17 protein-coding genes are annotated in these 21,200 nt (G+C 69.5%); 11 read left to right on the plus strand and 6 right to left on the minus strand.

Annotated features, from left to right (window positions below):
- Window positions 1-798: carbohydrate ABC transporter permease (locus tag IIE03_RS12710; protein ID WP_192863141.1), on the plus strand; the 798-nt coding region annotated here is incomplete at its 5' end.
- Window positions 799-1,014: 216 nt separating this feature from the next.
- On the opposite strand, the gene IIE03_RS12715 is transcribed toward IIE03_RS12710, so the two are convergent.
- The 3 genes from IIE03_RS12715 to IIE03_RS12725 form a co-directional block, all read right to left on the minus strand.
- Complete coding sequence (locus tag IIE03_RS12715; protein WP_318842960.1) at window positions 1,015-3,306, minus strand: glycoside hydrolase family 9 protein; 2,292 nt, start codon at window positions 3,304-3,306, stop codon at window positions 1,015-1,017.
- 83 nt (window positions 3,307-3,389) lie between these two features.
- Complete coding sequence (locus IIE03_RS12720) at window positions 3,390-4,427, minus strand: hydroxyacid dehydrogenase (protein ID WP_225997700.1); 1,038 nt, start codon at window positions 4,425-4,427, stop codon at window positions 3,390-3,392.
- 65 nt (window positions 4,428-4,492) lie between these two features.
- Window positions 4,493-5,785 carry a substrate-binding domain-containing protein gene (locus IIE03_RS12725; RefSeq protein ID WP_192863142.1) on the minus strand — a complete coding sequence of 431 codons (1,293 nt, stop codon included), beginning with the start codon at window positions 5,783-5,785 and terminating at the stop codon, window positions 4,493-4,495.
- Window positions 5,786-5,794: 9 nt separating this feature from the next.
- Here IIE03_RS12725 and IIE03_RS12730 point away from each other — a divergent pair, with 9 nt between their 5' ends.
- Window positions 5,795-7,813: a DUF2264 domain-containing protein gene (locus IIE03_RS12730; protein WP_192863143.1), complete on the plus strand. Its 2,019-nt coding sequence runs from the start codon at window positions 5,795-5,797 to the stop codon at window positions 7,811-7,813.
- Window positions 7,814-8,052: 239 nt separating this feature from the next.
- Here the strand turns inward: IIE03_RS12730 and IIE03_RS12735 are convergent, their stop codons facing one another.
- Window positions 8,053-9,189, minus strand: coding sequence for an N-acetylglucosamine-6-phosphate deacetylase (locus IIE03_RS12735; protein ID WP_192863144.1), 1,137 nt, complete (start codon window positions 9,187-9,189; stop codon window positions 8,053-8,055).
- A 127-nt stretch (window positions 9,190-9,316) separates the two neighbouring features.
- Window positions 9,317-10,078, minus strand: a complete 762-nt coding sequence (locus IIE03_RS12740; RefSeq protein WP_192863145.1) for a 6-phosphogluconolactonase — start codon at window positions 10,076-10,078, stop codon at window positions 9,317-9,319.
- 90 nt (window positions 10,079-10,168) lie between these two features.
- On the opposite strand from IIE03_RS12740, the gene IIE03_RS25845 reads away from it, so the two are divergent.
- On the plus strand, window positions 10,169-10,987 hold the full coding sequence (locus IIE03_RS25845; protein ID WP_225997702.1) for a Gfo/Idh/MocA family oxidoreductase: 819 nt from the start codon (window positions 10,169-10,171) through the stop codon (window positions 10,985-10,987).
- Here the strand turns inward: IIE03_RS25845 and IIE03_RS12750 are convergent.
- Window positions 10,972-12,492, minus strand: a complete 1,521-nt coding sequence (locus tag IIE03_RS12750) for a glycoside hydrolase family 3 N-terminal domain-containing protein (RefSeq protein WP_192863146.1) — start codon at window positions 12,490-12,492, stop codon at window positions 10,972-10,974. The two genes, IIE03_RS25845 and IIE03_RS12750, sit on opposite strands and share 16 nt — an antisense overlap.
- Before the next feature lie 76 nt (window positions 12,493-12,568).
- Here IIE03_RS12750 and IIE03_RS12755 point away from each other — a divergent pair, with 76 nt between their 5' ends.
- The 8 genes from IIE03_RS12755 (at window position 12,569) to IIE03_RS12790 (ending at window position 20,953) form a co-directional block, all read left to right on the plus strand.
- Window positions 12,569-13,861, plus strand: coding sequence for an ABC transporter substrate-binding protein (locus IIE03_RS12755; protein WP_192863147.1), 1,293 nt, complete (start codon window positions 12,569-12,571; stop codon window positions 13,859-13,861).
- 101 nt (window positions 13,862-13,962) lie between these two features.
- Window positions 13,963-14,796 carry a carbohydrate ABC transporter permease gene (locus IIE03_RS12760; RefSeq protein ID WP_192863148.1) on the plus strand — a complete coding sequence of 278 codons (834 nt, stop codon included), beginning with the start codon at window positions 13,963-13,965 and terminating at the stop codon, window positions 14,794-14,796.
- Window positions 14,793-15,686, plus strand: coding sequence for a carbohydrate ABC transporter permease (locus IIE03_RS12765; protein WP_192863149.1), 894 nt, complete (start codon window positions 14,793-14,795; stop codon window positions 15,684-15,686). The genes IIE03_RS12760 and IIE03_RS12765 overlap by 4 nt, the downstream gene beginning before the upstream one ends.
- Complete coding sequence (locus tag IIE03_RS12770) at window positions 15,683-16,894, plus strand: Gfo/Idh/MocA family protein (protein ID WP_192863150.1); 1,212 nt, start codon at window positions 15,683-15,685, stop codon at window positions 16,892-16,894. The genes IIE03_RS12765 and IIE03_RS12770 overlap by 4 nt, the downstream gene beginning before the upstream one ends.
- A complete protein-coding gene (locus IIE03_RS12775; protein ID WP_192863151.1) occupies window positions 16,891-17,898 on the plus strand; it encodes a LacI family DNA-binding transcriptional regulator in 1,008 nt (335 codons plus the stop codon). The genes IIE03_RS12770 and IIE03_RS12775 overlap by 4 nt, the downstream gene beginning before the upstream one ends.
- 32 nt (window positions 17,899-17,930) lie before the next feature.
- Entirely contained in the window at window positions 17,931-18,965 is a 1,035-nt protein-coding gene (locus tag IIE03_RS12780) for an NAD-dependent epimerase/dehydratase family protein (protein ID WP_192863152.1), read from the plus strand.
- Window positions 18,965-19,999 carry a dihydrodipicolinate synthase family protein gene (locus IIE03_RS12785; protein ID WP_192863153.1) on the plus strand — a complete coding sequence of 345 codons (1,035 nt, stop codon included), beginning with the start codon at window positions 18,965-18,967 and terminating at the stop codon, window positions 19,997-19,999. Before IIE03_RS12780 ends, IIE03_RS12785 begins: the two co-directional genes overlap by 1 nt.
- A 54-nt stretch (window positions 20,000-20,053) precedes the next feature.
- A complete protein-coding gene (locus IIE03_RS12790; RefSeq protein ID WP_192863154.1) occupies window positions 20,054-20,953 on the plus strand; it encodes a LamG-like jellyroll fold domain-containing protein in 900 nt (299 codons plus the stop codon).
- Window positions 20,954-21,200: the final 247 nt, after the last annotated feature.

Raw genomic sequence — 21,200 nt, forward strand, 5'->3', positions numbered from 1 at the left:
ACGATCCTGGCGGTCGTGCTGGTGGTCTCGGCGTTCCCGCTGTACTACACGCTGCTGCTGGGCTCGTCCGACCAGGTGTCGATCTCGCAGCGTGCGCTGCCGCAGCTGTGGCCGGACGCGAGCATCTTCGCGGGGTTCGCGAACGTGATGTCCTCCAGCCAGATCAACTTCTGGCTGGCGCTGACCAACTCGGTGATCATCTCCGTGGTCGTGTCGGTGGCGACCGTGCTGACCTCGACCCTGGCGGGGTTCTCGTTCGCGAAGCTGCGCTACCCGGGCCGTAACGCGCTGCTGGTGTTCGTCATCGCGACCATGGCCGTGCCCACCCAGCTCGGGGTCATCCCGATGTACATCCTCATGTCCGAGCTCGACTGGATCGGCAAGATCCAGGCGGTGATCGTGCCGGCCCTGGTGTCCGCGTTCGGCGTGTTCTGGATGACGCAGTACCTTGACTCGGCGCTGCCGTACGAGCTGATCGAGGCGGCCCGGGTGGACGGCGCGTCCATGATCCGCACCTTCTGGAGCATCGCCATGCCCGCCGCACTACCGGCGGCCTCCATGCTGGGCCTGTTCATCTTCGTGATGCAGTGGACCATGTTCTTCTGGCCCTCGATCGTCCTGGGTTCCCAGAATCCCACGCTACCGGTCGCGGTGCAGAACCTCACCGCCGGCTACCACGACGACTACTCGCTGATCATGGCCGGTGTCTTCCTGGTCACGCTGCCGCTGCTGATCGTCTTCGCGTTCGTCGGCCGCCAGCTCGTGGCGGGCATCATGCAAGGCGCCGTCAAGGGATAACTTCCGACAGGAGAGACCGAACAAACGCGACCGGTGTCGGCAAGTTCGCCGACACCGGTCGCGGCGTCGACGGGTCTCCTTGCACGAGCGGCACGACCCCAACTCTGGGGCCCGCGGCTTGCCGCCGCGGGCCCAGGAGCGGCGATGACAACGCCCCGTCACTCAGGGTGCTGCGCCGTGGTGCTCATCGCTTCATCGTTCAGTTTGCCGACTGTCTCAGCAGTGCTCCGCGAGGGCACGCCGTGCGGACACGTCCGCGACGAAGGACGCGACCCACGCCAGGGCCGAGTTCCAGTTGATGGTGATCTCGTTGACGGCCCACGCGCGGATGTCGTCGACGTAGCACCACTGCGGCAGACAGCCCTCGAGCCATGCGCTGGAGATCGGGTCCTGGATGCTCGAGTTCGGCCCGCCGGACACGGATCCCCGGGGCGGGTTCGGCAGCGAGGGATCGAGACTGCGGGCGTACCACCGGCTGTGCTGGTTCCGTGCGTCGTCGGTGCCGTACCCGGTGACATAGGACTTGCCCAGCACGTTTCGGCCCAGGAGATAGTCGAAACCCTCGAGGACCGATCTCGCGTACGCCGGGTTCCCCGTCAGGTCGAACGCGGTGGCGATCACGACCTGATTGTTGAGCATCGAGCTGTTGGATCCCCACGGGTACCGGCCGTCGGCCGGCGTATAGGTCTGGCCGAAAGCCTCGTCGGCCTGGAGAGCGACGAGGTGGTCGGCTCCCTCGATGACGGAGCGCCGGACGCGGTGGCGGTCGGACAAGCGGGACGGCACGGTGGCCAGGTCCATGCGGCCGAGTGCCGCGACGGAGCCCCAGTAGAAGCCTTCCGAGAACACGTCGGACTTGTGCAGGGGATTCGCCGTCAGGTCGCGTTCGTAGCGAGCCTCGCCGGTCGTGAGGAAGAGCTCCGCCGCGGCCCAGTAGAACTCGTCCTGCACCTCGTCGTCGGCGTAGGCGCCGCCCCCATCCTGACCGTCCGCGCGTGGGGCGAACAGATCGGGGTGCTCGTGTGCCGCGGCGTACGCCGTGCGGGACGCGTGAAGCAGATCGCCCGCGAACTCCGGGTCGATCTCTTCCCACAGACGGGCCCCCGTCGCGGCGACGGCGGAGAGGTTGAGCGTCGCTGCTGTGGACGGCCGGTGGAGGGCGCGGGGTTTCGGATCTTCCGACGGGAGCAGGGGCAGGCCCGTCCACTCCACGTCGTGCACCTTGTGATGCACCATGTCCGCAAGGGGTTCACCGTCCGGCACCTGCATCTTGAGCAGGAACTCCAGATTCCAGCGCGCCTCGTCGAGAATGTCCGGCACACCGTTACCACGTTCGGGTACCTGCAGCGTCGAGTCCGCGAGCGCACCTGGGTCGACGACGTCGGCGTGCAGTGTCCGCTCATAGGTGGACAGCAGCTGGTAGGTTGCGATACCCCCGTTGACCACATATTTGCCGTGGTCACCCGCGTCGTACCACCCGCCGGTCACGTCCAGCTGGTAGTCGCAGGTCCAGCCGTCCATCCATTCCTTGGGTTCCTGACACGGGACGGCGTTGTCGCCCTGGTTGGGCAGCACCCCCACGTGGCCGGCGTCGCGTGCGTACTCGGTCCCGGCGATCGAGCCGTCGATCGCCGTGCCGGACCGGTTCGTGTAGAAGAACCGCATCGCGTCCGTTCGCAGCTCCTGGTAGAGCTGCGCGTCGATGTCGAACGGGTGACTCGTCTCGTCGCCCACCGTGAGGCGGACACCGTGCGCCTCTCCCGCGTAGGACGAGAAGTCGATGGTGTGGACGGCCTCCCCGGACGAGGGGTCGACTCCCTGTGGTGCCGTGTCGCCGCCGGCGAGGACCCAGCCCGAGTCCGACACCAGGGTCCACGGCTGGGCCGTCGTCGCCTCGGTGACCACCGTCGCGTTCTTCGGGCCGTCCGGCAGGTAGCCGAGCTGGTTCACCTTGACCGACGGTCCTGTCTCCGGCACGTGGACGTACGGCGGCCCGACGAGGCTGATGTCGTCGAAGCAGACCTCGTAGGCCCCTTCTCCACCGAGCTGGAACTGCACCTGGTTGGCGACCGGAAGCTCTTGGTCCGGGGTGACGAACGTGTAGGTGGCCGTCACCGGGTCGGTGCCGAGCTGGGCGTCGGAGGAGAGGTACGGATCGCCTGGAGCGTACTCTGCCGGCTGCACGATCGGGCGGATCGTGACAGCACGGGCTGCCCGCGCCGTGAAGGTCAGCACGTACTCCGACCCTGGTTGCAGTGCGATGTCGTTCTGCCCGATGATCGCCCCCCAGGGGTTGGCGACGTCGGGCACGTCCACGCACAGTTCACCGGTCGCGGTGTCCGGTGTCATCCCGGCGTTCGTCCACCAGGGATCGCTCCCGGTGTCGAACGTGCCGTTGACCAGTAGTTCTTCCTGGCCGTCCGGTACTGCGCCCATGGCGGGTGCAGACCCGGCGGACAGGGCCATCACGAGGAGCGGCGCGACGATGCGCCGTCTGGTCAGGACCACGTTGTCCTCCCACTATTCGGTTTCCACCCGTTCGTCTTTGACGGGCTCGTCGTCGCCCGGCACGGGCAACGGAGGGTTGAGGCTCAGGCTGTGATTGCGAGAGTCTCCGGGCGTACCGGGGTACGGAACGCCCCGGTACGAACCCAGGATTCGACCTCGCTCACCGCGGTATCACCGAGTCGGCGGAGCTCGCCCCCGACCGATCCGGCCACGTGCGGTGTGAGGACGACCCCGGGATGGTCGTACAGCGGAGAATCCACCGGGAGGATCTCCGGTTCGGTGACATCGAGAACGGCGCGGATTCTGTTGGACAGCACCGCGTCGGTGAGCGCCGTCGTGTCGACGAGACCACCTCGCGCGGTGTTCACGAGAACGGCGCCGGGGCGCATGAGGGCAAGGCGGCGCGCGTCGGCGAGGTGCCGGGTCTCCGGGAGGTCCGGGGCATGCAGTGTGACGACGTCGCTCGTGCGGAAGATCTCGTCCAGGCCGGCCTGACGTGCTCCGAGGCGGCGGGTCGTGTCCGAGTCGACGTACGGGTCGTGGAGCAGGAGGTCCAGGTCGAAGGCAGCGAGGAACTGCAACACGCGGCGACCGATCTTCGACGCGCCGACGACCCCCACGGTGCGCCGGTAGTTCCCCGCGTGGGGGAAGCGGGCGTTCCAGTCCGCGCCGGCACGCTCACTCCGGTAGGCACTCCGTATGGCGCCGATCTCCTTGTTCGCCAGCAGGACCTGGGCGATCGTGTACTCGGCGACCGGGATGGCGTTGGCATCGGCGGCTGAGCTGACCGCGATGCCCAAGCTCCAGAAGGCGTCGGGCACATGGTTCTTCACCGTCCCGGCGGCATGCACGACCGCCTGGAGCCGGCTCCCCGCCACGACGTCCGGTTCGAGCGCCGGGCAGCCCCATCCCGTTACCAGAACGTCGCTCGTGCGCAACGCCTCGCGTGCCGTCGGGGAGGTGAAGTCGTCGATGGCTTCCGCGCGTACGCTGCCCAGCGCGGCGAGCCGGTGCATGGCGGCCTCGTCGAACAGGCGTGACCTGAGATCTGGGCGCATGGCGAAGGAGATCGTCCACGGAACGGACCGTGAGTTCGGCAGCACCTGGTCGTCGACGTTCATCCGGTCATGATGTCGTCGCGACGCCGGGCGGAGCATGATCGCTTCCGGAAGGCGATCAAAACCGATCATGCCGATGAAGACCGGGAGGCACGCACGGCCGGAGGCGGCCCGGTCGAGCGCCTCCGGACGAGCCGCGGCACGAGCCGGATGCGCTGTGTCGCGTCACGTTTGCCGCTACCGGCTCGACGGGCGGCGATCGATACCGCCAGGCGACCTACGTCGAACTTGGGCGGTGCGACGGCGGTCAGTGCCACGGACCCGAGTGAGGCGATGGCGTCGTCGTAGGCGACGATCGACAGATCGTCGGGTACCCGGAGCCCTCGGTCCAGGGCCAGCTCGAGGAATGCGACGGCGTCATGGTCCGCGTGGACGATGACGGCGGTCGTGCCCGTGGACTCGCACTCGTCCAGAACCGACTCCAGGTCCGAGTTCCGTTGTGCCGGCGCGTCGTCGGCGGAGGCGAAGCGGAAGGGCGGGAACGGGATGTCAATCCCTTTCCGACGGCTGACCACGGTTTCGAACCCCTCGACGAGGCGGACCGATGTGGGCGTCGTCTCCCGCACCGCAAGGCCGATACGCGTATGCCCCTGCCGGACCAGGTGATCCAGCGCCACCTCCACACCGACTTCGTGCTCGGACCGCACGTAGTCGATCGATCGGGCGCCGCACTGACGCTCCACGAGAACGACCGGCTTGTCCATGGCATCCATCCAGGTCGGTAGTCGCTCGTCGGTGGGGTTGGCCGTGGCGATCACCAGAGCGTCCACCCGCGCGCGCCGCAGCCGCTCGACGATCCGGAGTTCCTCGGCCTCGTCGTAGTAGGACGTGGCGAGCACCAGCCGGACACCCGACTCGCGGGCGCCATGACGTGCGCCGGCGAGGATCTCCTGGAAGTACCCGTGCCCTGATGGGATGACCATGCCGATGACTCCATGGCGTGTCCCGTCGTCCCCTTCGTGGGGGATCAGGACTCCGCCACCGTGAACACGCTGGAGCTTGCCCTGTTTCGCGAGAGCCGCGACATCGCGACGGGCGGTGACCAGCGAGACACCGAACCGGGCAGCGATCTCCGGTACCCGTACGGAGCCGTGCAGCCCGAGTTCCGTCAGGATGGCCGCGCGTCGGCGGGCGGCGAGATCCCGTTCAGAGGCATTCATGAGGGTCCTTTGCTCGGCAGCCGCCCGGCGGAACAAGCGCCTGAAGGCGTCGACCGTGTTGCGGTACCGATCGTAATCGATCACTCTCCAGTGGTCGTTCGCGCGATGGACGCCGGGCTCGAGGATGTCTCGCCTGCCGTACCCACCGAGAACTGATCGCAAGTGATCACCATGCTGGACTCCTCTGAGCGACGACGGCACGATCGCCTCATGACCGAGTCCAGCCGGCCTTCAGCCGAAACACTCCCAACCGAACGCGGGATCTGGCCGAGGAACTGGGGATCCGCACCCTCGGAGGACTTCGGCACGAGCCCGCTGACGGGGTTCACCCGAGAGCACTGGATCGCGGCGGCCGACGGTCTGCTCCGGTCGGCATCACGCCATGCCACGGAGAGCAGTGCCGGGATCGTGCTGGACGGCCGGCCCTCATGGAACGGAGCGGCCTCCGACGCCCTGGAGGGATTCGCGCGCACATTCCTCCTCCTCGGCTGGCGGTTGTCGGGTACGGGCGTAGCCCCTCCCGGACTCCTCGACACGTACACCCGCGGACTCGTCGCCGGTACCGACGCCCGGCATCCAGAGGCGTGGCCGAGGATCTCGCCGGACTGCAAGCAGGCGCTTGTCGAGTCCGCGTCCGTGGCACTCGCTCTGCACGAGACCCGGCCGTGGATCTGGAACCGTCTCGCGCCCGGGCACCGACACGCTGTCATCGACTGGCTGCTCGGTGCCTTCACCCTGGAGGTACCCGACAACAACTGGCACTGGTTCCGGGTCGTCGTCGCGACGTTCGTCGAGACGACGGGACATCGACTCAGCGACGACCAGTACGACGTCGTCGCCGCGGACCTCGCGCGGATCGAGGGCTTCTACGTCGGCAACGGGTGGTATCGCGACGGGGCGGGCGAGGGCGACCGATTCGATCACTACGCCGGCTGGGCGATGCACTTCTACCCCGTCCTGTGGCACCGTATGTGCGCGGATCTCGACGCGACATCACCGACCAGCAGGGCGTCGGCGGGGCTGAGGGCAGTTCACCGGGCACGGCTGATCGAATTTCTTGAGGACTACGAGCACCTTGTCGGGGGGAACGGCGCCCCGCTGTTCCTGGGGCGGTCGCTCATCTATCGCTGGGCCGCCGCCGCGGCCCCACTCGTGGGCGCGCTCGACGGCGCTCCACGTCCAGCGCCCGGAGTCGCCAGACACCTTGCGAGCGCGATGCTCCGGTACTTCCTGCAAGGAGGCGCGATCGACGCCGACGGAATGCCGAACCTGGGCTGGTTCGGGCCGTATCTGCCCATGGTGCAGGGGTACTCGGCCCCCGGGTCGCCGTTCTGGCTCTCCAAGGCGTTCGTCTGCCTTCTGATCGACGCGGGCGACCCCTTCTGGACGGCCACGGAGGAGCCGTTGCCCGCGGCCAGGGAGGGGCGCACCTCGACACTGCCCGCACCGGGGCTCGTGGTGTCGTCCACGGCAGAGGACGGCATCGTGCGTGTGGCGAACCACGGTACGGACAACCACCGCGCCGGGCTCCCGGACGACGCGCTCTACTCACGGTTCGCGTACTCCACCGCGACGGCACCCGTCCTCGGCGAGATGGCGGCCGTAGTGCCGGACAATCATGTCGGCCTGGTCTCTGCTGGGCGGATATCACGGCGCGGACGTATCCACCGCACGGTGATCGGTGACGATCTCGCCGGTTCCTGGCATGTCCCGACCTGGGTCGACGACGACGTCGTGGTCGACGTCACCGGTGCGCGTATCGAGACGGTCAGCATCCTGGAGGGCCCCTGGGAACTCCGTGTCCACCGAGTCGAGGACGGCGAGGGCCTGCCGGTCCTCGACTCGGGTTGGGCCGTTGCGGACGACGTTCCGCCCCGTGTCGAGCGGGAGGGACGCCGGCTGCGGGTAGTTGGCCGAGACGGTGTGGTCAGCATGCTGGTACCCGTCCGGGGGCAGCCGGGCGAACCCTCTGCCGAACACGTGGCCGGCGGTAACGCGCTGGGACCGTTCGCGTGCGTTCCCACCGTGATCGCCCCGCGCCGGGCGGAGCCGAGCGTCATCGCGGTACTCGTCGGCCTCTCCGGGGCGGCGAAGAGCCTGGCCCTCGATCGTGACCCGCACGTGGTGGCGGAGCCGGTGACCGGTTCCTCGCATCTCGTGCATGTCACGATGCCGTCCGGAGCGAGGCGAAAGCTCCTGCTCGGCGCACCTCCGATCGCGCCGAGCTGATCGACGAGCCCCCGTGATGCCGCAACTTCTCCGTGGGACGGCAGGGGCACCGGTGATGGTCGCGCTGGGCATCGACGGCACGATCCTCCGGACCGGGCAGCCGCTCCCGTGCGCGACCGTCCACGCCGTACGCGGCCTCGTCCCCGCGGGCCACCACGTGATTCCCGCGCCGGCCGATCCGTCGCGCGGGCGCTGGGCGTGGTGCGTCAGCTCGGGCTGCGCCACGGCAGGCACTCGGCTCAGCGGTGGTTGCCGCCGACGATCACCGTTTCCACCTGGACCGTGTCGGGATCCAGCAGCAGGACGTCTGCGGGAGCGCCCGGTCGGATGCGGCCGAGGGCCCGCCTGGACCCAGGAGTGGCCAGGGCCGGGAGACGGGAGGCGAGGTCGAGCGCCTCGGTCAGGGTGAACGGCGTCGCGCGCGTCAGGAAGCGGACACCGTCGAGCAGGGTCGCGGCAGCTCCGGCGAGCATGTCACTGCCCAGGTGCGACAGGCGTAGGTTGTCGCTCAGTTCGACCTCGCCACCCACGGCGGTCGTGTAGCGCCCTGGCGAGCAGCCACCGACGGCGGTCAGGTCCGACACGAGGTAGGCACCGCGCGGCTGTTTCGCCCGGATCATCGCGATGAGGGTCTCGGCAGGAAGATGGTGTCCGTCGGCGATCAGGCCGACGCGCACGCGATCGTCGGCCAGCAGGGTCCACATGGGGTTCGGGTGGCGCGGGACCATCGTCGGGATCCCGTTGCCGAGGTGGGTTGCCAGGTGAGCCCCAGCGGCTACCGCGCGGGAGATCTCCGCGCTGGCGGCGGAGGTGTGTCCGATCGACACGGCGATCCCCAGCTGCCGGATACGGCGGATGTGGGCGGGTGCCTCGGCTCCCGCGCCCGAGACCGTGACGATGCCCACCGGGCCCGCCGACTTCCAGGCCGTGACCTCGTCGGCGTCGATCGGCCGGATGTGGCGCGGGTCATGGACGCCGCGGGCGCCGTCATCGGGCGAGATGAACGGGCCCTCGACGTGCGCGCACGGGATTGCCGCTCGGACGACGGGGTCCGCGTCGCGCGCACGTCGGACACAGTCGAGGGCGTGCATGATGCGCTCGCGTGGTCCGGTGATGATTGTCGGTACCCACGACGTGGTTCCGGCCCGCGCGAGAGCGTGGGTGATGGCGATGATCGTGCCCGGCTCGACGTCCTCGCCGTTGACGTCATGGCCGGCGTACCCGTTGACCTGTGCGTCGACGAGTCCCGGGGCCAGGACCGGTAGATCGCGCGGTCCGGACGCCGTCGAGAGCCTGCTGACCTGAGTGATCACTCCGGCCTCGGCCTCGACCTCGACCGCATGACGGCCGTCGGGGGAGCAGCCGAGGATCTTCATCCCGCACCCGCTGCCAGGTGCTCCTGAGCGGTGTGGCCCGGTCGCGACCTTCTCTCGCGGTCCCGGCCGCCGGTCCGCGCCTCCGGTCCGGACGAGGGAAAGATGGCGCCTCCGATCGTGTTCCAGGTCATGAGCCGTCGTTCTCGGGTGCGGATTCCGTGTCGAGGTAGATCGCGACCCGCGGGTGCGTTCGTAGTGCGGTACCTGGCCGATCTCCGTGGATCTCCGACCCGAGCGTGTCCGCGACGGCGCGGCGCTTCTCCGTCCCGGGCACCGACGCGATGATCTCCGTGGCGTGGAGCAGGCGAGGGATGGTGATGGTGATGGCGCGCCGCGGCACGTCTCCGATCGAGGGGAAGTGCCCCTCGTCGACCTGTTGCCGGCGGCTGACGTCGTCGAGTTCGACGACACGCGCGGCCCGCGGGTCGTCGAGGTCGGCGGGCGGGTCGTTGAACGCCAGATGGCCGTTCACGCCGAGGCCCAGCAGCACGAGATCGAAGGGCTCCCTGCCCATGAGCGCAGCGTAGCGGTGCGCCTCCGCCTCCGGATCACCTGCGGTGCGGAGACGTTCGAAGCGGATCCCGCGGACTCGTGTCGCGAAATGCCGCTCCAGCCAGTTGCCGAAGCCCTGCGGCGCATCGTCAGGGAGGCCGAGGTAGTCGTCCATGTGGAACGCGACCACGCGGCTCCAGTCGATTCCTTTCGCACGCGCGAGTGCGGAGAGGGTCTCCTGCTGGCTCGGCGCGGCGGCCAGCATGACACGCGCGATCCCTGGACGGTCCAAACGGGTCCGCAACACGTCGGCCGCGTGCTCGGCGGCTGCGGCTCCCAGAGCCGCGCGCGTGGGGTGGGTCGTGACTGCCGGTGCGTACTCGGCGACCGTGGGCACGAGTGTCCTCCTGGAGTTGGCGGTGGGTCGTCGTAGAATATTGTCAAACGTTTGCACAGGCAAGTCGCGTACAGAGGGAAGGGGGAGCGCATGAGGATCGGGCTTCTCGGCGTGGACAGCTCGCGACCCGTCCGGGTCGTGACGTATCTCGGGCAGGTTGCCGCCGCGGGCGCGCCGCACCGGCTCGTCGCGATCGCCACCGAAGGTGCCGCGCCGCCGGTCGAGCTCCGGACTCTCGCGCCGGAGGCGGAGCTGGTCGAGCAGGCGAACGAACTGCTGGGCCGGGTGGACGCCGTGATCGACGTGGGCCGGCGCGCGGGGGAGCGGCGTGCCCGGCTCACCGCCTTGCTGGAGTCGGGCGTCCACGTGCTCGCCGACAAGCCGCTCGCCCGCCGCGCCGTGGACGCCGAAGCGCTCGTGGCCGCGGCGCGCCGGGGACACAGCGCGCTCGCTGCCGACTCCGGATACCGTGGGGCCGTCGAACCGTGGATGCGCACGGCGGGCGCCACGTCGGTGGAGATCTCCGGCCCCGCCGATCTCGGCTCGCCGTCGGGCGGGCTGGCCTTCTACGGGATCCACCACGCCCAGATCCTGCATGAGCTGATCGGCCTGCCGCCGTCTCCGCGCCTGCGCGTCGCGCGCTCGGGTCCGGTCGTCACCGCGGCACTGACGGCCGGGCAGCATCAGGTGCGACTGTGTTTCGATCCGGGCAGCGCCTTCGCGGTCTCGATCGGCGGGGTCGTGCACGCCCTCGACCCGCCCGCGGACTACCTGGAGCGTCTGGTCGACCGGTTTCTCGCGTCCTGTGCCGACGTCCGCTTGGACTCGGCCTGGGCGGACCGGTTGTGCGCCCCGGTGAGGCTCGTCGAGCGGATCGAGGCCGCCGCGTCGGGTCAGTCCCCTACCTGAGGATCCAGCCGGTCGAGCACCGCGTCGACGGCCGCCTCGGTGACGATGCCGAAGGCGTCCACGGCAGGGGCGACGATCACGCAGGCCCGGTCTCGGCGCAGCGATTCGGCCGGCATGACGCCGTTGACCACGAGCAGCTCGGCGTATCGCGCGAGCTGGTCGATGCGACGGCGGTCCTCCGGTCCCACGGCGGTGTCCGGCACGACGACGGCCGCGACGAGGGTGCCCGGGGCCGGGGACACGGCAGTGTCGGCGTTCGGTGGCTCGTGCCGGGCCGGTGCCCCTCGACGCCGAGCAGCTGCCGCCAGGCGCTCGGCCAACGGGGAAGCCCCGACGAAGACGATGTCCCGACCGCCGATCGAGACCTGCCCTGCCTGCTCGACGGTCACTGCTCGGCCGGAGTCGAGCCACTCCCGAGGCGAGTCGAGGGCGACGGCGGGTTCCGGTGCCTCGTCCACCGCGATCTCGTCGCGCATCCGTAGGAGCCGCAGTACCGAGGCGTCGAGCTCGCGAGGGTCGAGGACCCCGTCGGTCAGGGCGGCGTGGACCGCGGCCACCAGGCCGGGCAGTTCCTCGGCGGCGCATTTCGCGTTCGCCACGTCCGCCCCCGCCGAGAGGGCCAGAACCGCGGACTCCGCTGCGCTCCACCGGGCGCTGACGGCCGACATGCGTAGTGAGTCGGTGATGATGACTCCGTCATAGCCCAGGCCTCCGCGCAGCCAGTCGCGGTTCACGACCGGCGACAGGCTCGCGGGCACGTCGACGCCGTGCCCGGGGAGCACGACGTGACCCACCATGATGCTCGGGACGCCGGACGCGACGGCCGCAGCGAACGGGGGCAGGTGAACCCGGGAGTGCGCCTCGGCTGTCCGGTCGATGACGGGCAGGCCGAGATGGCTGTCCACCGAGCTGTCCCCGTGGCCGGGAAAGTGCTTCGCCGTCGACGCCACGCCACCGTCCCGGAACCCGCGGATCTGCGCCGCGGCAAGGGCTGCGGTGCGATCGGTCCCGACGCCGAACGCGCGGACCCCGAGGATCGGATCCTCGGAGGTCGTCAGCACGTCGACGCACGGGCTGAAGGTCCAGTGGTAGCCCACCGCACGTGCCTCCCGAGCGGCCAGGAGGGCGGCCCGGTAGGCGAGCTCCTCGTCGTCGGCGATCCCCAGGCCTCGCGGGTAGGGCAGGTCGGTACCGGTCCGCCCGAGGCTGTAGCCGATCCCCGACTCGAGATTTCCGCTGATCAGCGGCGGAAGGACTCCCGCGTCGAGAGCGACCTCCCGGATCTCGTCGTAGTACTCGGACGCGTGGCTCGCGGGCATGCCGACCACGCTGTGGAGGGTGCCGACCCCCGCACGCACCGCCGCGAGCGTGGCGGCGTCCGGACGCCCGCGATCGTCGACGCCGGGCATGACGAGGAGGCACTGGGCGATCCGCTGCTCCGGCCCGAGGTCGGCGAGGCCGGCCTCGGCGCCGGAGATTGATCCTTGACGCTTCGTCGATGTCATGGGTACGTTCTATCAAACGTTTGCACAATGATGTGAGGGGTCAGTCGATCTGTCACCTACCCACCAGGGGTGAAACATGCTTCAGATTCTCAAACCCGGAACGTTCGCGATCGCAATCGCCGCCGCTGTCGCGCTGAGCGGCTGCGGCCTGTCGTCCGCACCGAGCGGTGACGCGGACGTCAGCGGCCCCGTCGAAGGGACCATCACGTTCCAGACCATGCAGCTCTCGCCGACGTTCGACGAGTACATCAACGGCGTCATCGACGCGTTCGAGCGAGAGCACCCCGGGGCGGAGGTCGAGTGGGTGGACATCCCCAGCGACCAGGCGGCACGCAAGGTCGCGGCCGACTCCGCCGCGGGAAGCCTCCCTGACGTCATGGACCTCGACACGGCAACGCTCGCGCCGCTCGGCCGGGACGGGCGGGTGCTGGACATGGCCGAGCACGGTGAACGGCTTCGAGAACTCTACGTGCCCTCTGCGTGGAGCAGCTTCGACTACGGTGCGACGGAGGTGGCCGCGCTGCCGTGGTACCTCAACTCTCCCGTGCTGATCGTCAACGGGGACATCGTGGAGGCGGCAGGTTCACCCGCGCCGCCGACCAGCTACACGGATCTGCTCGACGCGGCCGAGCAGATCACGCGCACCACCGGTGAGGCCGGGTTCCAGCCCACCTCGATCGGATTCCCCAACTACCTCCTGAGCCTCGGAGTGCCCTTGGTGAACGAGAGTTCCACCGAGGCGATCGTCAACACTCCCGAAGCGGTGGCGTTCCTCGAGAGGCTGGCAGAACTGCACGACCTCGGCGCCATCCCGGCCGACTCGGTCACGGCGGCGCAGCGCAGCGAGATCGACACGTTCTCGCAGGGCGACATCGCCTATCTGGAGACCGGCCCTTCCAGGCTCGCGATCATCGAGGAGAACGCACCCGCGATCTTCGAGGACATCGACATCGCGCCGCCGCTGGGCGCGGCCGACGGCACGACCTGGGTGGTCGCGCACGGGATCGCTGTTTCGGCGACGAGCGAGAACGCGGCCACGGCGCTCGCGTTCGCCGAGTTCATGACGTCACCCGAGAACCAGCTCACCCTGGCCCAGCAGTCGGCGGTCTTCCCGAGTACGACCGTCTCGCTCGAGGACCCGTTCTTCGCCGCCGAGCCGACCGGCCCGGCCACCGAAGCGCGCGGAATCGTCGCACGCAGCTTGTTCGAGGGCGGCACGATGGCGAAACCCCCGGCCGTCGACGCCGAGTACGCCTCGTTGCTCTGGTCGTCGGTGCAGACCGCCATCACCGGTGAGACGGACGCCGAGGAAGCCCTCGCCGCGGCGGAGGCGCAGCTCACCGAGCTTCTGCAAGGCCGCGCGCAGTGACGGCCACTGCCGTCGTCGCCCCTGCGGGACGGTGCGCCAGAGCGCGTCGCCCCGTGGGAGCTGCGGTCCGTCGCCCGCGCTGGTGGGTAGCCCTGGTATTCGTGGGGCCCGTCCTGGCGCTCCAGATCACGTTTCTGTTCCTGCCCCTCGGCAACACCTTCGTGCTGGCGTTCACGAACGCGAGCACGATCGGCGGAGGCTCGTTCACCGGCCTCGACAACTTCGTCGAGATCTTCTCCTCGCCGGTGTTCTGGGAGGCGGCCGGTCACACCGGCCTGTACGTCCTCCTCGCCGTGCCCGCGATCGTCTGCCTCTCGCTGTTCCTGGCGATCCTGGTGAACACCAGGATGCGCGGCACGGGGGTCGTGCGGCCGATCCTGTTCTCGCCGCTCGTCATGCCGATGGCCGTCGTCGCGCTCATGTTCCAGTACGTGCTGAGCTCCGACGGACTCGTCAACCAGGTACTGCGGGGGCTCAGCATCGTGGCCGAGCCCGTCCCCTTCCTCACCAGCTCCCGTCTGGCGTTGCTCAGCGCCATCCTCGTCACGATCTGGAAGAGCTGCGGCCTCTACACCCTGATCCTTCTCGCAGCGCTGCAGAACGTCTCGCGGGAACTCGACGAGGCGGCCGAACTCGACGGCGCGTCGTGGTCGCGGCGGACCTGGAGCGTCACCATTCCGCAGATCCGCGGCACCGTGGTGCTCGTGGCGATCCTCTCGGCCATCGCGGCCCTGCGGGTCTTCACCGAACCCTTCGTGCTCACGGGCGGCGGGCCGGGCACGTCGTCGACGACGGTCGTGCTGTACCTCTTCTCCCGGGGTATCTCGCCCGGCACCCAGGCCGGATTCGCCTCCGCCGTCAGCCTGGTTCTCTTTGCTGCCGTCCTGCTCGTGTCGGCTCTGGGCTGGTCGATCTCGAGAAGGAGCGAACGATGAGTGCCCCGGCGCAGGCCCGCCCGGCGCGGCCGCGTGCGGCACGGGGCCGTCCGTACCGGCGTGAGTCCGTCGGCGTGGTCGAGCGCGCCGTGCGCTGGAGTCTCATGGCGGTCGCCATGGCGCTCGTGCTGGGACCCCTCGTGTGGCAGCTCAGCACCGCGCTGAAAGGGGCGGGCGAGTCGACCGCCGGATTCCCGGGGAACCTCGTTCCCGTCGACCCGACGCTCGACAACTTCGTGACCGCCTTCACGGCGATCCCGCTGGGTCGCTACCTGTTGAACTCCGCGGCGATCTCGACCCTCGGCGTCACGACGAACCTGGTCCTGGCGACGCTTACCGGGTACGCGCTCGCCCGTGTCGCCTTCCGGGGCCGAGCCCTCTACGTGGCGATCCTGCTCGCGACGGCGGCGTTGCCGTTCGAGGTGATCCTCGTCTCGACGCTGCTCGTGACCCGGGGTCTCGGCCTCCAGGACACGCTGCTCGGTGTCGTGCTGCCGCAAGCGGTGTCCATCGTCTCGATCTTCGTCATGCGGCAGGCGTTCATCAACGTCCCCGACGAGATCGAGGAAGCGGCGGTGGTCGACGGCGCCGGTCCGCTGCGTGTCTTCTGGTCGGTCATGCTGCCCTCGGTCCGCGGCTCCCTCGCCGTCGTCGCGGTGCTGGGGTTCCTCGACACCTGGGACCAGTTCCTGTGGCCACTGGTCATCCTCAGCGACCCGGCGAACTATCCGGTGAACGTGGGCGTGCAGTTCCTCTCCGGGGCGTTCTCCGCCGACCAGCGGGTGATCAGTGCGGCCGCGCTGATCGTCGTCGTTCCGCCCCTCCTCGTCTACTTCCTCATGCAGCGGCAAGTGTTCACCGGGCTCGCGGAAGGAGCGCTGAAGGGATGAGTGATGTTCCGACAGTCGCCCTGGCTGGTGTCTCCGGGTACGGGAGGCGGCATCTGCAGACGCTGCTTCGGCTGCACGCTGCCGGCCGGGTAGCACTCGTGGGGATCGCCGACCCGTCGTACCCACCCGAGATCGACCCGCTGCTGCAGCACGCAGGTGCCGCCCCTGAACGCGCCGGTGACCTGACCCGGCTCCTCGGCCGGTCGGTGCCGGACACGGTCGTGATCGCCACCCCGCCGCACACGCATCACGCGCTGGCGAGTGCGGCGCTGCGAGCCGGCGCCTCGGTGTACCTGGAGAAGCCGCCGGTGCCGCTCCCGGAACAACTGGACGACCTCGATCGCCTGGTCGGCGGGCGGCGCCTGGAGGTGGGGTTCCAGCAGACCCGCGACGTCGTGGACGTCGTGGGTGCGACGCTGGAAGGGCATCCCGTCGGCCGCCTGCGTCGCGTGACGGCGTTCGGCGCGCTACGCCGTCCGGACTCCTACTACGCCCGCGCCCCGTGGGCGGGCCGGCACTGGCTCGGCGACGCTCCCGTGTTCGACGGCTCACTGTTCAATCCGCTCGCGCATGTCCTTCATGCCGCCCTTGTCCTGGCTCGCCAGGAAGACCCGGCGTGGCGCGCCGAGCGCATCGACACGATGCTCGCCTCCGTCCGGGACATCGAGGCGGACGACTTCGCGGCGCTGCGCGTGTCGACATCAGCGGGGCCGACCGTCACCGCGATCGGCACAACGGCTGCCGACCGGGTGATCGAACCCTCGATCGCACTCGTGGGCGAGTTCGGGACCGTCACCGTCCGGCACCGCGACCTGCGAGTCCGTGTGAACCGGGCAGGGCGAGAGGTGGAGATCCACGGCGTGCCCGGTACCCCGGCGCTCGAGCGAGCAGTGACTGATCCGCACGGCGTCGCGGATCCCGTCGCCGACCTCGCCGGCGTACGACCCTTCGTCACCGTGGTGGCCGCCACGGTCCGCCTGTTCCCACGTCCGGTACGACTCCGGGGAAGGGTCGACGGCGGGGAGGACCCGCAGACCTGCCTGCCCGGGATCGCGCGCGCGATCCGCGATGCCGTCCGCTCCGGCCGGCTCCCGGGTGAGCACCCGGAGGCAGGCGACCCCGTGGGCGAGAGGCCCGCGGCGGACGGCGACATGAATGCCCCGACCTACGCTGCACGGATGCGAATCACCTCAGGAGCGATCGAATGACCGAGCGGAACGGGCCCGCCAAGCTCAAGGACGTTGCCGAGGCCGCCGGAGTGAGCATCTCCACGGTGTCGCGTGTCTTCTCCAACCCGGAGCGCCTCTCGCCGGCGACCGTGCAACACGTGCGCGAGGTGGCTCAGCGCCTGCGCTACGCGCCGAACGTGGTGGCGCGTGCGCTCATCACCGGCGTCGCCGCGAACATCGGGCTCGTGGTGCCCGACATCACGAACCCGTACATGACGCGACTGCTCAAGGCCGCGCAGGGTAGGTCACGCGCCTCGAACGTGGGCCTGCTCGTCGCGGACACCGATGACAGCGCGGAGATCGAGCGCCAGGTCGCGGAGCAGCTGGCGCGGCAGGCCCGAGGACTCATCCTCTGTGCGCCGCGCATGAGCGCATCACATATCCGGGATCTCGCGAGCATGGTGCCCCTCGTCATCATCAACCGGGTGGTCGACGGAGTCCCGGCCGTGTACACGGACTCCCGGCAGGCGCTGCGCGAGTTCGTCGACGAACTGGTCGGTCTCGGCCATCGCCGGTTCGCGTACCTTCCGGGCCCCACGCGCTCATGGGCCAACCGGCAGCGTCAGCAGGCCATCGGTCAACGTGCCGCCAGACACGGTGCCGAACTCGTCGTCCTGGAACCGACCGCGGCGACGTACGAGGACGGTATCGGTGCCGCCTCGGCGGTGGCCGACGCCGGAGTGACGGCCGTGCTCGCGTTCGACGACGTGCTCGCGTCAGGGCTCATGGAAGGGCTTCGTCGGGCGGGCCTCACGGTGCCCGGCGACGTCAGCGTCGTCGGCCACGACGATGTCCTCGCCGAACTCACGCGGCCCGGACTGGCCACCGTCCGGGCGCAGGCCGAGCGGGTCGGGCGGCTCGCCGCAGAGCGGCTGCTCGACCCCGACGGCGAAGTGGAGCGCACGGAATCGATGGCGATTCATGCCGAGACCGTCCGGCGCGACTCGATCGCCCCGCCGTCCACCCGCCACGTCAGCTCCTGACCTCGTAGGACATTCCGCAAAGGAGACCTTTGATGACCCACCTTCGACCGCCTCGCGACGAGGCCGAACTCGATGACCTCCTCTCCCGGCCAGGTGAGGGCGTAGGCGACGCGCTCGACCGGCTCGACGGGGACGTGCTGATCCTCGGCGCCGGTGGCAAGATCGGGCCGACCATGGCGCGCATGGCGCGCCGCGCGCTCGACGCCGTCGGGTCCCGCGCGGACGTGCTGGCAGTGTCGCGGTGGAGCGACCCGGAGGTTCGTGCGGAACTCGAGTCCCACGGAGTCCGCACCGTTGCCGCGGATCTCGCGGACCCTGCCTCGTACGGGAACCTTCCGGACGCCGCCGGACTGTTCTTCCTCACGGCCATGAAGTTCGGCACGGTAGGGAACGAGCACCGCACCTGGTGGACGAACACCGCGATCCCGGCATTCGTGGCCGACCGCTGGCGGGGTACGCCGACGATGGTCTACTCGACCGGGAACGTGTACGGGCTCTCCCCGGTGAGCGGGGGCGGCAGCAAGGAGAGTGATCCGCCCTCGCCCGCGGGTGAGTACGCGCAGTCCTGTCTTGGACGGGAGCGTGTCTTCAGCGCGGCGGCACACGAGTGGGGCACCCCCACCACGGTTTTTCGGCTCAACTACGCCTGCGAGCTCCGCTACGGCGTCATCGCCGACATCGCGCAGACGATCATGACCGGCAGGGCAGTGGACGTCACCATGCCCGCAGTCAACGTCGCCTGGCAGGGAGACATCAGTTCCTGGGCGCTACGCAGCATCGAACTCGCTTCCACGCCACCCGCCGTCCTCAACGCCACGGGACCGGAGACGGTGTCTGTGCGGACGATCGCCGACCGCCTCGCCGAACGCATGGGAACGGCCCTCGAGCTCACCGGAACCGAGGCGGCGGACGCGCTCCTCAGCGACGCGGGTGCGACGTTCGAGCGATACGGATACCCGACCGTCCCCCTGGGCACGTTGATCGACTGGGTGGCCGAGTGGGTCGGCAGCGGCGGGCGCCAGCTCGGGAAGGCGACGAAGTTCCAGCAGCGGGTGGGACAGTACTGATGGTCGCGGACCTGGGGGCCCGTCTGCGGCAGGGCGTCGCGATTCCCGCACACCCGCTGGCGCTGGACGAGGGAAAACGCCTCGACCTGGCCGCGCAGCGCGCCCTGACGCGGTACTACGCGGACGCGGGGGTCGACGGTTTCGCCGTGGGCGTGCACACGACACAGTTCGCACTGCACGCGGACCCGGGCATGTTCCGCGAGGTGCTCACCTTGGCCGTGGGCACGGTGCCCGACTGGGACGCCGTTCGCATCGCTGGTGTGGTCGGTGACATCCCGGCGGCGGTCCGGGAGGCGGAGTTGGCCGCCGAACTCGGGTACGACGCCGTACTGCTGAGCCCGTGGGGGATGGCGGACCTGACGGAGGACACGTTGCTCGCCCGGGCGGCCGCCGTGGGCGAGGTGCTGCCGGCCATCGGGTTCTACCTGCAGGAGAACGTCGGCGGTCTCCGGCTCAGCCGCCACTACTGGAGGGCTTTGCTCGATCTCCCGTCCACGGTCGCAGTCAAGAGCGCGCCCTTCGACCGCTATCGCACCGTCGATGTCGCGCGCACGCTCCTCGAACACGACCGATGGGCCGACGTCGCCCTCCTGACGGGCAACGACGACGCGATCGTCCACGACCTCACGACTCCGATCACGGGACTGGTCGGAGGTGAGTGGCGAACGCTGCACGTGCGAGGCGGGCTGCTCGGTCAGTGGGCGGTCGGTGCACGGGCTGCCGCCGGACTCCTCGACAGGCTCCGGCGCGAGCGGGACTCGGGACGGGTCGGCACCGACACCCTCGCGATCGCGCCCGACCTCGTCGAGGTCAACGCCGCGGTCTTCGACGTGCTCGGAGGTTTCCGCGGTTGCGTCGCCGGTGTCAACGAAGTGCTGCGGCAACAGGGCCTGATCTCGTCGGCCGCATGCCTCGACGACCGCGAGCGGCTCTCGCCCGGACAGGCCGCGCTCATCGCCGAGGTCCGGAAGCGCTTCCCCGATCTGCTCGACGAGGAATTCGTGGCCGAGCATCGCGACCGGTGGCGGGCATGACAACGCCTCGGCCGGACAAAGGTGAGCAGTATCGCTCTACGGAAAGGAACCGTCATGAACCGCAGGATCTACCGACGCCTCCGGAGGCTGGGTCTCGGCCTCGTCCCGGCGCTCCTCACTGCCCTGCTCTGGCACGGCCCCGGCCTGCCGGACGACGTCTCGGCCTACGACGTGGCCGTGCTCCGAGACGACCCGGAGGTGTACTGGACGATGGCGAGTGCCGACGAGGGCGTCGAGGCCGACATCGGCGGTTCGCGCATCACGGGCACCTACACGGGTGGTCCGAGCAGCACGACGCTCCCCAACGGTGATGTCGCGGCCGTGTTCGACGGTGCGACGCAGTACTTCGAGGCATCCGACGCGCCGGAGCTGAGCCCGACGACGACCGGCGAGATCACCATCGAGGCCTGGATGCGTCCGGACACGCTCCAGTTCACGAACTCCCAGAGCTCCGGCTACGTGAACTGGATGGGGAAGGGCGAGGAGGGGCAGCACGAGTACGTGAGCCGGATGTACTCGCTGGACAACACCGAGTCACGGCCCAACCGGATCTCGGGTTACTCGTTCAACCTCTCCGGCGGGCTCGGCGCCGGGTCCTACTTCCAGGACCCGATAGCTGCGGGGGACTGGATCCACTACGCCCTGGTGATCAACACCGTGGACGTCAGCCCGGACTTCCCCAACGGATACACCAAGATCTACCGGGACGGCGTACTCCGAGACCAGGACGACCTCAGCATCCGTGGCATGGTCATCGAGCCCGGGCGCAGCGTCGCGCCGTTCCGGGCCGGGACGCGGGACTTCGCCTCCTGGTTCGAAGGAGCGATCGGCAAGATCGCGATCTACGACCACGAGCTGAGCCAGGAGCAGCTGGCGGAGCACCACGAGGCCATGTTCGACGAGAGGCGACCGCGGGATCGAGGGGCCGGTGCGGGGACACGGCCGGCTCCGTAGCGGAAGCGCGAGCCGATAATCAGGAGCGGCAGCCGAGTGCGGACTCCCTGCGCAAACTTGCGAGGCACCCGACGGGCAGGTCAGAAAGAGCCTCTGACCTGCCCGTCGCAGCGCGCGCGGGCGCCGGGAGCCGAACCTGGATAATCAGTTTGAAGGACATCTTCGCCGATATCTGGTTGGACGGATCAATCGGCGGCAATGCCCGGCGACCTGGGTCTGTCTGAGGATCGGCGTGGCGTGTCGGCAG

It is taken from the genome of Myceligenerans pegani, from assembly GCF_014892515.1.
Taxonomy (GTDB): domain Bacteria; phylum Actinomycetota; class Actinomycetes; order Actinomycetales; family Cellulomonadaceae; genus Myceligenerans; species Myceligenerans pegani.

Bases quoted from the DNA above. Each gene is read 5' to 3' on its own strand.
- IIE03_RS12720 (WP_225997700.1), bottom strand. From the start codon at position 4,427: ATGAACGTCGACGACCAGGTGCTGCCGAACTCACGGTCCGTTCCGTGG.
- IIE03_RS12730 (WP_192863143.1), top strand. From the start codon at position 5,795: ATGACCGAGTCCAGCCGGCCTTCAGCCGAAACACTCCCAACCGAACGC.
- IIE03_RS12735 (WP_192863144.1), bottom strand. From the start codon at position 9,189: ATGAAGATCCTCGGCTGCTCCCCCGACGGCCGTCATGCGGTCGAGGTC.
- IIE03_RS25845 (WP_225997702.1), top strand. From the start codon at position 10,169: ATGAGGATCGGGCTTCTCGGCGTGGACAGCTCGCGACCCGTCCGGGTC.
- IIE03_RS12750 (WP_192863146.1), bottom strand. From the start codon at position 12,492: ATGACATCGACGAAGCGTCAAGGATCAATCTCCGGCGCCGAGGCCGGC.
- IIE03_RS12755 (WP_192863147.1), top strand. From the start codon at position 12,569: ATGCTTCAGATTCTCAAACCCGGAACGTTCGCGATCGCAATCGCCGCC.
- IIE03_RS12765 (WP_192863149.1), top strand. From the start codon at position 14,793: ATGAGTGCCCCGGCGCAGGCCCGCCCGGCGCGGCCGCGTGCGGCACGG.
- IIE03_RS12770 (WP_192863150.1), top strand. From the start codon at position 15,683: ATGAGTGATGTTCCGACAGTCGCCCTGGCTGGTGTCTCCGGGTACGGG.
- IIE03_RS12775 (WP_192863151.1), top strand. From the start codon at position 16,891: ATGACCGAGCGGAACGGGCCCGCCAAGCTCAAGGACGTTGCCGAGGCC.
- IIE03_RS12780 (WP_192863152.1), top strand. From the start codon at position 17,931: ATGACCCACCTTCGACCGCCTCGCGACGAGGCCGAACTCGATGACCTC.
- IIE03_RS12785 (WP_192863153.1), top strand. From the start codon at position 18,965: ATGGTCGCGGACCTGGGGGCCCGTCTGCGGCAGGGCGTCGCGATTCCC.
- IIE03_RS12790 (WP_192863154.1), top strand. From the start codon at position 20,054: ATGAACCGCAGGATCTACCGACGCCTCCGGAGGCTGGGTCTCGGCCTC.